The following is a 14,181-nucleotide window of genomic DNA, read 5'->3' on the forward strand; positions in this document are numbered from 1 at the left end:
ATTGTCTATCAATGGAAGGGGATTTTTATGAATCAATCTAAGCAACTGGTTCGCCTTATTGAAATAGCCATTATGACTGCGGCTGCTGTTATTCTAGACATCGTCTCAGGAATGTTTCTTAGGATGCCTCAAGGAGGCTCGGTCTCCATCATGATGATTCCGATTTTTTTGATTTCGTTTCGGTGGGGTGTTAAAGCAGGCCTTACTACCGGCCTGCTGACAGGTCTGGTTCAAATCGCAATCGGAAACTTATTCGCACAACATCCTATACAGCTATTGTTAGATTACATTGTCGCGTTCGCAGCTATCGGAATAAGCGGCTGTTTCGCTTATTCTGTCCGTAAAGCCGCTGCATCCAAAACAAAAGGGAAATTGATTGTTTCAGTGGTCAGCGCAGTTTTTATCGGCAGTTTCCTGCGCTATGCCGCACATGTCATTTCAGGGGCAGTGTTTTTCGGCAGCTACGCCCCAAAAGGAACGCCGGTATGGATTTATTCTTTAACTTATAATGCTACTTACATGGTTCCTTCATTCATTATTTGTGCAATTGTCCTATGTTTATTATTTATGACAGCCCCCCGTTTGCTTAAAAGTGACAAAGCTTAAAAGTGACAATCCCCCAACGAATTCCGCTGGGGGATTTTTTGTTATGTGTTAAGAAGTGTTTTTAAAGCAGAAAGATCCGGCCAGCCAAGGCCTACTTCTTTCAGCCTTATTCCGGCGATTTCAAAGCTGTCCTCTGCTACTCTTTTAGGTGAATAGGCTTGATAAAATATAATCGAGGGATTCTGCTCAATGACCCAAACAAACATACTTGAAAAGCCATGTTGAAGCAAAAACTCTGCTCCTTTTGCTAAGAGCGCCCTGCCTGCACCTTGCCGCTGGCGCTCTTCCAGAAGATAAATAGCGTATAACTCGCCGTCATAACCTTCTTGTTCAGAGCGAATAGGTCCAAATGAAGCAAAGCCGAATATCGAACCATTTTCGTCCTGAGCCACAAATACACCTTTTAACGAGCGGCTTTTCCATTTGTCTTCAAATTCCTTGTAGTTCAGACTGTTTAAGTATTCAGCCGGGACAATTCCTTGATATGTTGTCCTCCAGCTGTCTACATGCACTTTTGCAATGTCCTTTATATCCTCTAACTTTGCTTCTCGTACAGTTGCCATCCGCTGGGATCCTTTCCTTAGTCATTATTCTGGTTTTTGGACCGTTTTCGCTTCTTTTATTTCATTTGTTAATTCGGTAATGCTTTGTTTTACATTTCCTTTTCCTGAAAAGTTCTCAATCATTTCTTTCACGTCAATTCCCGACGATGCTTTTAAGCTTTCTTGCAGGCTTGACATTAAGTTCGTCGCATAGCTGGTTACTTTGTTAGCGCCGCTTGATTCACCGCTTCCTCCTGTATCAACAACTGTGATTTTATCAATATTTGAAAGAGGTGCCGCTGCTTGTTTCGCGTATTCCGGTAGCATTTTTACGATCATATCGAAAATCGCCGCCTGCCCATACTGTTCAAAGGCAGCCGCAATTTTCTCTTTTGCTTCCGCTTCTGCCAGACCTTTTAGGCGGATAACCTCTGCTTCTGTTTCCCCTTTTGCTTTTTCAGCTTCTGCTTTTGCTAACCCGTCAATTCTGACTTTTTCCGCCTCAGCCTTCGCCATTGCTTCAATACTGTACTTCTTGGCATCGGCTTCCGCGAGCTGTTTGGCTTTCTCAGCTGCTGCGGACTGCTCGACTGAATAACGGTCTGCATCGGCTTTTTTCTTTACTTCTGAGTCATATTGACGTTCACGGCGAAGAATTTCTTTTTCTTCTAATTCTATTTGTTTTTGGCGTTCGATAATTTTAACCTGCATTTCCTGCTCTGTGACATGCTGGCGCGCCTTGGCAGTCTCTAAATCATATGCCTGGTCGGCATTCGCTTTTGCCGTATCTTGTTCTCTGCGATATTCAGCCATTTTGAGCTGATTGATTTTTTCAGCTTCAGCGATTTCCGTTGCCCGTTCAAGTTCTGATTTTTTTGCATCTTTATCGGCTTCTGCCCGCTTAATTCGGGTTTCTTTATCAGCCTCTGCTGTTGCGATATCAGCATCCCGTTTTACCTGGGCAATTCTCGGTTTCCCTAATGATTCAAGATAACCGTTTTTATCACGTACATCTTTAATGGTAAAGGAGACAATCACAAGCCCCATTTTTGCGAGATCCTGCGAAGCGACACGCTGTACCTCTTGAGAGAATTTTTCTCTGTTTTTATAGATTTCTTCGACTGTCATTGAGCCGAGAATGGAACGAAGGTGGCCTTCTAAAACCTCCCGCGCTTCCTGCTCGCGGTCGTCTTTTGATTTTCCTAAAAATTGTTCGGCTGCTGTAGCGATTTCTCCTATAGAACCGCCGATTTTAATAATCGCAGTTCCATCGGCCATTACAGGCACTCCTTGTTCTGTATAGACTTCAGGTGTCGATACATCAAGTTTGCTCGATAATAGGCTTAGCGGCTCTGCCTGCTGGAAGACGGGAAGGACAAAGGTTCCTCCGCCGCGGACGATTTTAAGACGGTTGCCGCCTTCATCGACATGAACATTTTTATTGCCCAGATAGCTCCCCGTTACGATTAACGCTTCATCAGGCCCTGCCGTACGATACTTTGTGATAAACACGGCTATAAGTGCAATTAATAAAAAGAATACAACTCCGATGACAATTATAATCGGCATTGTCATATCACATTCCTCCTTGTGTTTTAAATAGGTTCATGCGGAGTGACCGAAAGAACTCCGTTGTTAACATCCACGATCAAAACAGCTGTTCCGTAACTGATCTGCTGATTATCAAAACTGACCGCTGACTTTGAGATGGTACCGCCTATCCCTTCAATGACCACTTCACCATACCCATCAACAGGAACAGCTGTAATCACTTTACCAACTCTTCCTCTTAGATCATCTTCTTTATAAGCCAATGATTCTTCTGCGGATGATAATGGGACCAGTACAAAGATGTGAAGCAATACCACCAGCATGATCGAAAGGATGCAAGATAAAAGCGCGATCAACAGGCTCGACATGGGCAATATGAGCTCGCCTATATATCCGCCTGCTGAAAAACATGTAAAAAATGCGAGCACCAATGTCAGATTAAGAAAAGGAATGCCTTCTGACAGCCCTGCAAATACGTCTCCGAAAAATAGAAATAACAGCGTAAGACTGCCCGCAATAATAAGCGTATAAAGATAAATCGTTTGTATAGGAACGCCAAATAACTCCAATTCCCTCATCCTTTCTTCACCAATGCATTGATGAACGGCCGCCGTTACCATTTATACGAGATACAACGTAAAAGGTTTCAAAATTTTAAGATAAATAACCCATTTTGAAGTGCTTGATAAATGATAATTGCTTATATATATGGTAATGTCATTTTAGGAGGAGATATGATGAGTATCTTTAATGAAGCCAGATTAGAAACGTGGAACGAAGTAAAAGGACTTTCTGACGAAAAGCTGAATCAAAAGCCCTCTGCTGAAGAATGGAGCATACGGGAAGTGCTTGACCATTTGAAAAAAATCGATATGGCCGCACAAAAAATGCTGAAGGAACGTGTAAAGGAAGCTCCTGTTAAAGAAGTTGAAGAAAAACCGCTTGAGGTAGCACAGGATAGAAATAATAAACGGAAAGCTCCGAGTCATCTTGAGCCTGAGCATGATTTTATTTCAGGCAGCCAAATGAAACGCGAGCTTGATGTGGTGAGAGAGCAGCTGACTGCTGCAATTGCCTCTCTGAAAGAAGAAGATTTTGAGAGAGTGCTTCCGCATCCTGTGTTTCAAGAGCTGACTGTCAGACAGTGGATCGATTTTATCGGCCACCATGAAAAACGGCATCTCAGCCAGATTAAAGAAATTAAAGAGAAGATAGAAAGGGCCTGATTTGATCAGACCCTTTCTGCTTTTGGTGGTTTGACTTTCCGCTGATAGGAATGAACTTCTATTTCATCACCTGCGTAAACAGCTCCGGGTCTCTCAACAATGCACACAATCCCTCTTATGCCCAGTGCATGACGGACAAAAGCCGGTGCCAGCTTTGACTTGTCCGGATAATAAGACTGAATGACTTCTCCCGGCTGAATACACGGATCATTTTCTCCCTCACACAGCAAAGCGGCTCCGCTTGGAAAAATGAGCCGGCTTCCTTCTTTTAATGAAGTAAGATCAGGTATGCCGCTGACTGCCACATTCGCCCCGAGCCATTCCGGCAAAATGCTCGGCACTCCCATTTTTAAAGCAATTTCATCACATTCCTCTATTGAAACAATAGAAATTTGTCTCCGGTTAAAAATTTCAGTCCCTCTTGAAAACATCGGTTCTCTGGCTCCCGCTTTTTTGGTCAGGCCAAAATGCAAGTCGCCGGGGATGCCGCCATAATCAAAATCTAGCTTGTCCATTTGCTTTGTTACGAAGCTTTCTGTATCTGCGATATATACACCTTCCGTTTTTGCGGTTATACGCTTCCACATCAGCAGCACCTTCCTTCTCTAAAATTTCCATCTATGCTTTATTATCCAAAAAAATCCCGCTCTGTAAAGGAGCGGGACATGTAGTTATACCGTTTTAGGTGTAAGGTTAAAGCAGCGCTTGTAGATCCAATTGTATGCTTTTTCATTTAAATCTCTAGGGTTTCCGAAGGTTTGCGGATCTTTCATCGCTTCTTTTGACAAACGTTCGATCATATCAGGTGATACTCCCTGCTCTTCTAAAGTCGGTACTTCTAAGTCTTCGACCAGGTCATACATCCAATTGACAGATGCTTTCGCAGCTTCTTCTGTTGTCATATTGCTTGTATCAATACCGAACGCTTTCGCAATACGTGCAAATTTCTCAGGGTAGCCCTTCCAGTTGTACTCCATGACAGGTCCCATCATCGCAGCCACACATTGACCGTGAGCGACTGGGATAATACCGCCAAGCGTTTGGCTCATCGCATGAGCCGCGCCCGCTGATTCACTGCCGTAAGAAAGACCTGCAAGCATCGCAGCCTGCGCCATTCCGTATCTTGCTTCCAGATCCTCTCCGTCAGCAAATGCTCTTTTAATGTAATGAGCGGCATATTCAATCGCCATCAAGGCAACTGCATCCGTGATTGGCTGCGCAAATTTCATTGTATAGCACTCAATGGCATGAGCAAGCGCATCAATTCCCGTCATGGCTGTTACATGCGGAGGCATTGAAACATGAAGCTCCGGATCAATGATGGTCAGGTGCGCTGCGATCAGCGGACCGCCCGTGTTGAATTTGAATTCTCTATCTTCATCTGTGATAACCGCCCATTGGGTTACTTCTGATCCTGTTCCAGCCGTTGTCGGAATTGTCGTCAGCGGAGGAATACGGTTTTCCAGCGGTTTTTTTCCATCTGCCGCTTCATAATCCAGCACGCTTCCTTCGTGAGTGGCTTCTACTCCGATTGCTTTTGCAGTATCCATGGAGCTTCCGCCTCCGACTGCCACCAAACCATTACAGTTCTCTTTTTTGTACAGCTCAGACCCTTCATTCACCAGACGGACAGGCGGGTTTGGCTCTACTTTATTAAAGAGCACCACTTCAATGCCTGCTTCTTTAAGTGATTCGATAACAGGATCTACGACGCCGGCTTTATAAATTCCAGGGTCTGTGACAAGGAGTGCTTTTGAAACGCCAAGCGCAGCTACTTCTTCACCCGTATTCTTGACTGCTCCGATTCCGTGCTTAATCACAGTCGGAATTTCAAATGTATGGAATTTGTGCATGCTTTCTATTTTCATATTTAATGTCATCATTAACTCCCCCTCTTATGAATTGAACCAATTAACCGCTGCCGGTTTTGTATTGCGATACACATGTTTGACTTCTGTGTATTCTTCAAGACCTATTTTTCCAAGCTCGCGTCCGAACCCGGATTGCTTATAGCCGCCCCATGGCGCCTGTGCAAAGTACGGATGGAAATCGTTAATCCAAACTGTCCCCATTCTCAAGCGGGCTGCTACGCGTTCGCACTTTTCAATATCTTTTGACCATACCGCTCCGGCCAAGCCATAGATGGTATCATTCGCAAGCGCGATAACCTCTTCTTCCGAGCTGAAGGTTTCGACTGTCAATACAGGACCGAAAACCTCTTCTTGAACGATTCTCATGTCAGATTTACAGTTTGAGAAAATAGTAGGTTCATAGAAAAAGCCTTTTTGAAGCGCATGGTCTTCCGGACGCTTGCCTCCTGTCTCCAGTTTCGCACCTTCTTCTATTCCGATCTCTACATATTTTTCTACTTTTGCCCTGTGCTCTGCCGAAATAAGCGGGCCGCTTTCTGTATCTGCGTGAAAACCATTTCCGAGTTTTATGCGTTTTGCCCGTTTGACAAGCTCTGCTAAAAATTGATCGTGAATGGCATCTTCAACAAGCAAGCGGGAACCAGCTGAGCATACTTGGCCGGCGTGGAAAAATACAGCGTTTAATGCCTGATCGACCGCAACCTCTAGATCTGCGTCCTTGAAAACGATATTTGGATTTTTTCCGCCAAGTTCAAGTGCGATTTTTTTGACGTTTCCGCTTGCTGCCCGCATGATTTTTTTGCCTGTTTCGATTCCACCCGTAAACGAAATCAAATCGACGTCTTTGTTTACGGCAAGCTCGTCGCCCACTGTGGCTCCCGGTCCAAGAACAAGATTTGCGACACCTTTTGGAACACCGGCTTCTTCCATCAGCTTAAAGACTTTGATTGTCGTCAGCGGCGTGATCTCACTTGGTTTCATGACGATAGTATTTCCTGCAGCCAGTGCGGGTGCGATTTTCCAGCTCGCTTGCAGGAGCGGATAATTCCACGGCGTAATCTGGCCGCAAACCCCGATTGGCTCTCTGATGATTTTGCTTTCTGAATCAGGGATCGGAGATGAAATGATCTCTCCGCCATCTTTATCTGCCAATCCGGCGTAATATTGAAAAACATTGGCGATATCGTCCATATCCGCCTTGCTTTCTTCGAGTGTTTTTCCAGTATCAAGCGATTCAAGCTCAGCCAGTTCATCAAGGTCGCGCCTGATTAATTCCGCAATTTTCAGAACAATCTTCCCGCGTTCAAGCCCCGATAGAGATGACCATTCTCCTTTGTCAAATGCTCTTCGCGCGGCTGCGATTGCCTTGATGGCGTCCTCTCGACCTCCTTCGCTTACGGTTGCAATTTCTTCTTGATTAAATGGGTTGATAATGCTGCGGATCTGCTCTTTTTCGGCACTGATCCATTCTCCGTCAATATATAATGTTTGACTCATATAAGCCTCCTTGACGTAAATAAAGTTTGTTAAATAAAAATTTAACGTTTTTAACAACCTTAATCTAACATACGAATTTTAAACTGTCAAAGCCCCATTTTGATTTTTCTTTTTGACATTTCTTTATGTTTCGTTAAGATAAAGAACATAAAGAAATAACTTAACGAATTTAATTTTCTAAAGGAAAAGAGGGTCAGTATGGATGAAAATCCAGAATTTGCAGCTATAGAACAGGCTCGGGATCTTGTTATCGACTCCATTGCTGAAACGATGGATCTTTACGGAATTACCCGCAGTGTCGGGATTCTATATGGGACGATGTATATGAGGGATGAGATGACGCTTGACGAAATGCGTGAGGAATTGCAAATGAGCAAGCCAAGCATGAGCACAGGCGTCAAAAAGCTTCAGGACTTAAATGTAGTGAAAAAAACATTTCACCGGGGCATCCGCAAGCATACATTTGTAGCTGAAAAAGATTTCTTCAAATTTTTCACAAATTTCTTTCCGCCCAAATGGGAACGGGAAGTTCAGGTAAATGTAGCAGCAATTGAAGAAGCTCAGGCTGATTTACAAGAGGTTTTAAACAAAGACAGTCTCAGTGAGGACATCAAAAATGAAGCACTGCAGTTATACGAGCAGCTGGAAAGCTCTAAAGCTTATTATGATTGGCTGAAACGGCTTGCTGAATCGGTGCAAAGCGGGGAAATTTTTAAATTTATACCGATTGAAACAAAGTAAAACAGAAACGCCTGGGAAACCGGGCGTTTTTTTGTTCTTTTATATGTAATTACTACAAATTTGAAAAATACGGGAAAAACACCCCATTTACTTCCAAAATGTTTGATGGTAATTTTATGTAGGTAAAATTTGTATTTGGCCGTTCAGAGGAGGTGAAAAGCGGGCAGGCCTGTATATTTTATAACTTTTTAGGGGGAATTTTATTATGAAACGCAAATTATTATCTTCTTTGGCAATCAGTGCATTAAGTCTCGGTTTACTCGTTTCAGCACCTTCAGCTTCTTTCGCGGCTGAATCTAAATCAACTTCCGCTCATACTGAGTCTACTATGAAAACACAGTCAACAGCTTCATTGTTCGCAACAATTACAGGGGCCAGCAAAACTGAATGGTCTTTCTCAGATATCGAATTGACGTATCGTCCAAACACGCTTCTCAGCCTTGGCGTTATGGAATTTACATTGCCAAGCGGATTTACTGCAAATACGAAAGACACAATGAACGGACGTGCGTTGCGTGAAACACAGATCCTCAATAACGGGAAAACAGTAAGAATCCCTCTGGCACTTGATTTGTTAGGAGCTGGCGAGTTCAAATTAAAACTGAATAACAAAACACTTCCTGCCGCAGGTACATATACTTTCCGTGCGGAGAATAAATCATTGAGCATCGGAAATAAATTTTACGCAGAAGCCAGCATTGACGTGGCTAAGCGCAGCACTCCTCCGACTCAGCCATGCGGCTGCAACTAATCTAAAAGACCGGTTAACGCCGGTCTTTTTTACGTTTTTGACCTCCCCCTTTTTCCTCTTTTTCCAGTTATCTTTTTCTAGTTTAAAATTTAAATTGACAAACTCTAGAAACAGGAGTAAATTCTTGAGTGTTCAATTTCATACAGTCTCTTTTACCGCTTAATCAAATACGAACGGGGGAACCAACGATTGGCTGTTTTTTTAACAGCCTTGGGGTGAATCTTACTAAGTAAGAGGGGGTACTCTGAATCCCTAATCCGACAGCTAACCTCGTAGGCGTTTACAGAGAGGAGGTCTATTAGCGGCCATTCTTCGAAATGGTCTTTTTTGCTTCAAAACGTTAATTTCACTAAGGGAGTTATGAACATTGGGAAGAATAAAAAATAAGCAATTTGCCGTGATCGGACTGGGCAGGTTTGGTGGAAGCATTTGCAAAGAGCTTCACAGAATGGGCCATGAGGTCCTTGCGATTGATATCAACGAAGAAAAGGTAAATGCATACGCTTCTTACGCAACTCATGCGGTGATCGCCAACGCCACCGAAGAAAACGAATTGCTATCGTTAGGAATACGCAATTTTGAATATGTGATCGTTGCAATCGGAGCGAATATTCAAGCGAGTACCCTGACCACCCTATTATTAAAGGAGTTTAACATTCCACATATTTGGGTGAAGGCTCAAAACCATTATCATCATAAGGTGCTTGAAAAAATCGGCGCTGACCGCATTATTCATCCTGAAAAGGATATGGGCGTCAAGATCGCACAAAGCCTTTCTGATGAGAACGTTTTGAATTACATTGATTTATCTGATGATTACAGTATTGTCGAGCTGCTGGCAACACACAAGCTTGATTCAAAATCGATTATTGATCTGAATGTAAGAGCGAAGTACGGCTGCACGATCCTGGCCATTAAACATCATGGAGATATCCGTCTTTCTCCCGCACCTGAAGACATCATACACGAACAGGATTGCCTGGTGATCATGGGGCACAAAAAGGATATTAAACGTTTTGAAAACGAAGGGATGTAGACATAGGTGACACTTCAAAAGGATAAAGTGATCAAATGGGTTCGTTTTACACCGCCTCAAGTGCTTGCAATTGGTTTTTTTCTTACCATTATCATCGGGGCTGTGCTGTTAAAGCTTCCGATTTCTACAATGAAGCCATTGTCATGGATAGATGCCCTTTTTACTGCAGCTTCGGCTACAACCGTTACAGGGCTTGCAGTTGTCGATACCGGTACAGAATTTACACTTTTCGGGCAAACTGTCATCATGGGGCTGATTCAGATCGGCGGGCTTGGATTTATGACTTTTGCTGTTTTGATCGTCATGATATTAGGGAAAAAAATCGGATTAAAAGAACGAATGCTGGTTCAGGAAGCCTTAAACCAGCCGACAATCGGCGGCGTCATAGGCCTTGTCAAAGTCCTGTTTCTGTTTTCCATCAGTATTGAGTTGATAGCAGCACTCATCTTATCCATCAGGCTTGTGCCCCAGTATGGTTGGGCATCCGGCTTGTTTGCCAGTCTGTTTCACTCAATATCTGCTTTTAACAATGCCGGGTTTTCGTTGTGGCCGGATAATTTGATGAGCTACGTTGGCGATCCTACAGTTAACCTAGTGATTACTTTCTTATTTATCACAGGAGGAATCGGATTTACCGTTCTGTTTGACATTATGAAAAATCGGCGATTTAAAGCCTTTTCTCTACATACGAAAATCATGCTGACAGGAACCCTGATTCTGAATGCGGTCGCTATGCTTGTGATCTTTATTTTAGAGTACAGCAATCCCGGCACGCTCGGCCACCTGCATATAGGAGATAAACTATGGGCTTCCTATTTTCAAGCTGTGACGCCAAGAACCGCTGGCTTCAATTCTCTTGATATTGGAAGTATGAGAGAAGGAACGATTGTATTTACTTTATTATTAATGTTTATCGGAGCAGGCAGTGCTTCAACGGCGAGCGGCATTAAGCTGACTACGTTCATCGTGATTTTAATGTCTGTGATCGCTTATTTGCGAGGTAAAAAAGAAACGGTTATTTTCCGCCGCTCCATCAAATATCCGATTATCATTAAAGCTTTAGCTGTGAGCGTCACCGGTTTGTTCATCGTGTTTTTAGGGATATTCGCCCTGACGATCACAGAGCAAGCGCCGTTTATTCAAATTGTGTTTGAAACTTTTTCCGCATTCGGAACTGTCGGTTTATCGATGGGATTGACTCCTGAACTTACAGAAGCGGGGAAATGTATCATTATTGTTATCATGTTCATCGGAAGAATTGGTCCTTTGACGTTCGTGTTTTCATTTGCGAAAACAGAGAAATCAAATATTCGTTACCCTGACGGCGAGGTGTTTACGGGGTAATAACAAAAAATCCGGCGATTTAGGCGCCGGATTTTTTATGATTCGATATGAGATTGATTTTGTCTTTTTTCCTGTTCCGCGATGATTTCGTTATCCTCTGCATTATCACGGGTCACTTTTTGTGTAAGAATCGCACCGACCGCTACAAGTATCATAACAGCGATGTAATAGCCTTTTTCATTGAGTTCCAGATTATCAGCATTATAGAGTCCGATACTAAACAAAAATACTCCCGCAAAAAAAGTGAAATAAGCTAGTACTGTAAAGGCAACCGTGTTTCTCCGTCTATATTTCTGCACCTTTGTTCCCTCCTGAAAGCATAGTCAATAAGTGATAACTTCCGTGGAATATTATACCTCAAATTCCCCTGAATGGAACAAAGAATTAAAAATACCAGGAGAAAGGGCTCAGGTTGCTTCCTTTATTTCAACAGCTGAATCATCAATCCAGCCGATGAGTTTATCATTGATTTGAAATTGGTACCATACGGACTGGCCTTTCTGCTTTTTAGATACAACCTTTATGTCTTTGCCGACGTAAGATTGGGCAGAGGTGAGCTTTATGGACCGATCATCAGTAGAAGGCTTGGACCATATGTCTTGAACGGCACTGTCTTTAATGGCGGCTTTTAAATCCACTGATTTGAGCGATGGATTTACCTCATCGTACTCATCTAAATCGTATTTTTCCACAATAGCGCTGATTTTATCAGCGTAGTCAGGGTCTGTAGCATATCCTGATGTTTGCAATGCAGTTGCCGCTTCCTTATAATCCCCGGCCTCAAGCACCGGTTTATACTTCTTTTTATTCCACGATGTGCCGCGGACAAACAATTGGGCGTGGTCATCCATAGATTCAAAAAACGTGCTGTATTTTCGAAACTTCGCTCGAATGGTTTTTCTTTTCCCTTTTTCAAATTCGTCCGTTTCCATCGTGACATGATGGCCTTTATAATTTCCTTTTATGCCAAAAAGGTTGTTGGCCTGAGCAGCAAGCTCGCTGTTCCCCCAGTCGGATTCGAGTATGGCCTGAGCGATCGTGATGCTGGGGAGGACATGATATTTCTCATACAAAATTTGTGCATGTCCGGACAGGCTGTCTATAAATACCTGCTGTTCATCAATTTCTTCGGGTTCTTTGGATGTTTCTATCGGTTTTGATAACGTTGTCGCTAAAACAAACAGGGCTAGCGGAATCGATACAATGAAAAATAGTGAAATGAAGAGTCTACGTTTTTTCAGTTTTTTACGGGCCATGAAAACCTTCCTTCGAGTTAAAAGATTACGAATGTAAAAGAATCTACCTTTTAGAATTTTACTTGCACTTCTAATATTTTTCAATTCTTTAGGGACAAAGTTGGGAAAAGATTGCAAACAAAAAACCTTTCCCTCAAGGAAAAGGTTTTGATCGTGTATCTATTTTTGTAAATTTCTGAGTACATTACGGTATTCTGTATCATGTATCACTTTATGTGATGTAACAGCAGCTTTTGATAGTCCTTGTGTTGAAACGGCTGGTTCTTTCGGAACTGTTTTCGCTTTATCATGCGTTTTATGTGCCAACTTGTGCCCCTTACCTGTAGCGTTCATACAGAATGACAGGCAAACGAGCAGCACACTCAGAATAAAAGAAATGAAAAAGAGATCATGATAAGCAGTCATCATAGAATCCTGCATCGAACCGCTTTGTCTGGCAGCATCTTTTTTCGTGAAAAAGCCGATGAGGATTGGAACTCCCATATAGACAAACAATCTTAAAAACTGAACAGCTGTCATTCTCTTGACCAAATCAGGCAGCGGGCCGCCCATAGCAGCTCCCATCAGCCCTGCGGCCACTGTCAGTCCCGTTCCAGCGGCAAGCATGATAAACAGCACTGCAAACATATAGAGAGACGATTGATCCTGCATATGCAGCCATTGAAAATTCACAAACACGAGAATAAGAGCACCTATAATACCGAGCACCCCGGGTCCGACTTTATCATAAAACAAAGCGCTCACAATGGCGGCGATCGCCACTCCGATTAAAAGAGTTAAGTTTAAAAGAATGAGATGCTCCTGAGAAATATCATACATTTGACGGAGCAATCCCTGAAAAGCAGAAAGGCTGACAGCTACCGTTATCGTTCCTGCAGCTATAATGAATAAACCGAGCACCGGTTTTGGCAGCAGCATCAGTTTAATAGAAATGAAAGGATTTCTCACTTTATATTCCACAATCAATAGAACAAGGAGCAAACATAACGTCACCCCAAAACCAGTCCATACATAACCTGATGAAAGTCCCCATTTTTGCAGAAAAATGAATGTAACCGCTGAGGCTGCAGCAAGGCACACAGATAAAATGATTCCTGCACGATCTAGCGGCTGTTCTTGTTCTGCCGATCCATGATGCTCATCATGAAGAAAGAAATAGCTCACCGCGACACCGATCAGTGACAGCGCGCCAAAGATGTAAAACAGCCATCTCCAATGCCCGTAGCTTGTTGCAATCGTTCCCAGAATCGTGCCGATGATAACAGAGCCATAAAATCCCCCGATTAGCACCAGCAGTGCGTAGTTCCTGCGGTCAATCGGAAATGACAGGACAAGCATTGGAATCATAATCATCAGCATGACACCTGTAGCCGCCCCCTGTAAAAAGCGCCCTGCCGCCATCCATGCAATATCGCTGGAAAATGCGAAAAGCAGTGAGCCAAGTATAAAAACGGGTAATGAAGCCAGATAGATTGGACGGGCACCGAATTTTTTCCTCAACAGCGGTCCTGCCGGGACTAATAAAGCAAAGGCCATATTGCCGATCAATATTGGATTCACCGATGTGAAGTCACTTGTTCCAACCGTTTTCTGAACAAGGCCTTGAACTGACGACAATGCCGTGTTAGACATCAATCCCGGCCCGACCGCTAAAACGGCGAGCAAAGAAATCACCCAGTAGTGTTTTGTCTTCATGTTGTCATTCCTTCCTAAATGAATACATACGAAACACATCATTTTTTGAAAACAAAAGAAGCTAA

Annotated in this window: 15 protein-coding genes and 1 riboswitch; of the genes, 6 read left to right on the plus strand and 9 right to left on the minus strand. The window is 43.1% G+C overall.

Features of this window, described 5'->3' with window-relative positions:
• Nucleotides 1-27: 27 nt before the first annotated feature.
• Nucleotides 28-606, plus strand: coding sequence for an energy-coupled thiamine transporter ThiT (gene thiT / locus RAC86_RS25200; RefSeq protein ID WP_061188069.1), 579 nt, complete (start codon nt 28-30; stop codon nt 604-606).
• Between the two features lie 41 nt (nt 607-647).
• Here thiT and RAC86_RS25205 read toward each other — a convergent pair whose 3' ends face one another.
• The 3 genes from RAC86_RS25205 to RAC86_RS25215 are packed head-to-tail and all read right to left on the minus strand — an operon-like array spanning nt 648 to nt 3,268.
• Nucleotides 648-1,169: a GNAT family N-acetyltransferase gene (locus RAC86_RS25205; protein ID WP_072566745.1), complete on the minus strand. Its 522-nt coding sequence runs from the start codon at nt 1,167-1,169 to the stop codon at nt 648-650.
• 24 nt (nt 1,170-1,193) lie between these two features.
• Nucleotides 1,194-2,723: a flotillin lipid rafts scaffold protein FloT gene (gene floT / locus RAC86_RS25210; RefSeq protein ID WP_014114915.1), complete on the minus strand. Its 1,530-nt coding sequence runs from the start codon at nt 2,721-2,723 to the stop codon at nt 1,194-1,196.
• A 20-nt stretch (nt 2,724-2,743) separates the two neighbouring features.
• Nucleotides 2,744-3,268, minus strand: a complete 525-nt coding sequence (locus RAC86_RS25215; protein WP_072566746.1) for an NfeD family protein — start codon at nt 3,266-3,268, stop codon at nt 2,744-2,746.
• Nucleotides 3,269-3,436: 168 nt separating this feature from the next.
• Here RAC86_RS25215 and RAC86_RS25220 point away from each other — a divergent pair, with 168 nt between their 5' ends.
• On the plus strand, nt 3,437-3,925 hold the full coding sequence (locus RAC86_RS25220) for a DinB family protein (protein ID WP_041521050.1): 489 nt from the start codon (nt 3,437-3,439) through the stop codon (nt 3,923-3,925).
• A gap of 5 nt (nt 3,926-3,930) precedes the next feature.
• Here RAC86_RS25220 and RAC86_RS25225 read toward each other — a convergent pair whose 3' ends face one another.
• The 3 genes from RAC86_RS25225 to betB form a co-directional block, all read right to left on the minus strand.
• Nucleotides 3,931-4,512 (minus strand): MOSC domain-containing protein, encoded by a 582-nt coding sequence (locus RAC86_RS25225; protein WP_072566747.1) that lies wholly within the window; start codon nt 4,510-4,512, stop codon nt 3,931-3,933.
• Between the two features lie 84 nt (nt 4,513-4,596).
• A complete protein-coding gene (gene gbsB / locus RAC86_RS25230; protein WP_014114919.1) occupies nt 4,597-5,805 on the minus strand; it encodes a choline dehydrogenase in 1,209 nt (402 codons plus the stop codon).
• Nucleotides 5,806-5,820: 15 nt separating this feature from the next.
• Entirely contained in the window at nt 5,821-7,293 is a 1,473-nt protein-coding gene (gene betB, locus RAC86_RS25235; RefSeq protein ID WP_072183350.1) for a betaine-aldehyde dehydrogenase, read from the minus strand.
• Nucleotides 7,294-7,491: 198 nt separating this feature from the next.
• Between betB and gbsR the strand changes: the two genes are divergently transcribed.
• The 4 genes from gbsR to ktrB all read left to right on the plus strand — a co-directional run bounded on the left by gbsR (nt 7,492) and on the right by ktrB (nt 11,165).
• Entirely contained in the window at nt 7,492-8,034 is a 543-nt protein-coding gene (gbsR, locus tag RAC86_RS25240; RefSeq protein WP_014114921.1) for a transcriptional regulator GbsR, read from the plus strand.
• Between the two features lie 205 nt (nt 8,035-8,239).
• Nucleotides 8,240-8,785 (plus strand): biofilm surface layer hydrophobin BslA, encoded by a 546-nt coding sequence (gene bslA, locus RAC86_RS25245; RefSeq protein WP_003222741.1) that lies wholly within the window; start codon nt 8,240-8,242, stop codon nt 8,783-8,785.
• Between the two features lie 146 nt (nt 8,786-8,931).
• Nucleotides 8,932-9,080, plus strand: a riboswitch (cyclic di-AMP (ydaO/yuaA leader).
• A 72-nt stretch (nt 9,081-9,152) separates the two neighbouring features.
• Nucleotides 9,153-9,821: a potassium uptake protein KtrA gene (ktrA, locus tag RAC86_RS25250; protein ID WP_014114922.1), complete on the plus strand. Its 669-nt coding sequence runs from the start codon at nt 9,153-9,155 to the stop codon at nt 9,819-9,821.
• A 6-nt stretch (nt 9,822-9,827) separates the two neighbouring features.
• Complete coding sequence (gene ktrB, locus RAC86_RS25255; protein ID WP_072183347.1) at nt 9,828-11,165, plus strand: Ktr system potassium transporter KtrB; 1,338 nt, start codon at nt 9,828-9,830, stop codon at nt 11,163-11,165.
• A gap of 35 nt (nt 11,166-11,200) precedes the next feature.
• Here ktrB and RAC86_RS25260 read toward each other — a convergent pair whose 3' ends face one another.
• The 3 genes from RAC86_RS25260 to RAC86_RS25270 form a co-directional block, all read right to left on the minus strand.
• Nucleotides 11,201-11,464 (minus strand): YiaA/YiaB family inner membrane protein, encoded by a 264-nt coding sequence (locus tag RAC86_RS25260; RefSeq protein WP_003222348.1) that lies wholly within the window; start codon nt 11,462-11,464, stop codon nt 11,201-11,203.
• Nucleotides 11,465-11,572: 108 nt separating this feature from the next.
• Nucleotides 11,573-12,421 carry an exo-glucosaminidase LytG gene (gene lytG, locus RAC86_RS25265; RefSeq protein WP_014114924.1) on the minus strand — a complete coding sequence of 283 codons (849 nt, stop codon included), beginning with the start codon at nt 12,419-12,421 and terminating at the stop codon, nt 11,573-11,575.
• A 159-nt stretch (nt 12,422-12,580) separates the two neighbouring features.
• A complete protein-coding gene (locus RAC86_RS25270) occupies nt 12,581-14,116 on the minus strand; it encodes an MFS transporter (protein ID WP_072566748.1) in 1,536 nt (511 codons plus the stop codon).
• Nucleotides 14,117-14,181 lie beyond the last annotated feature (65 nt).

This window comes from Bacillus sp. LR_5 (assembly GCF_042709275.1).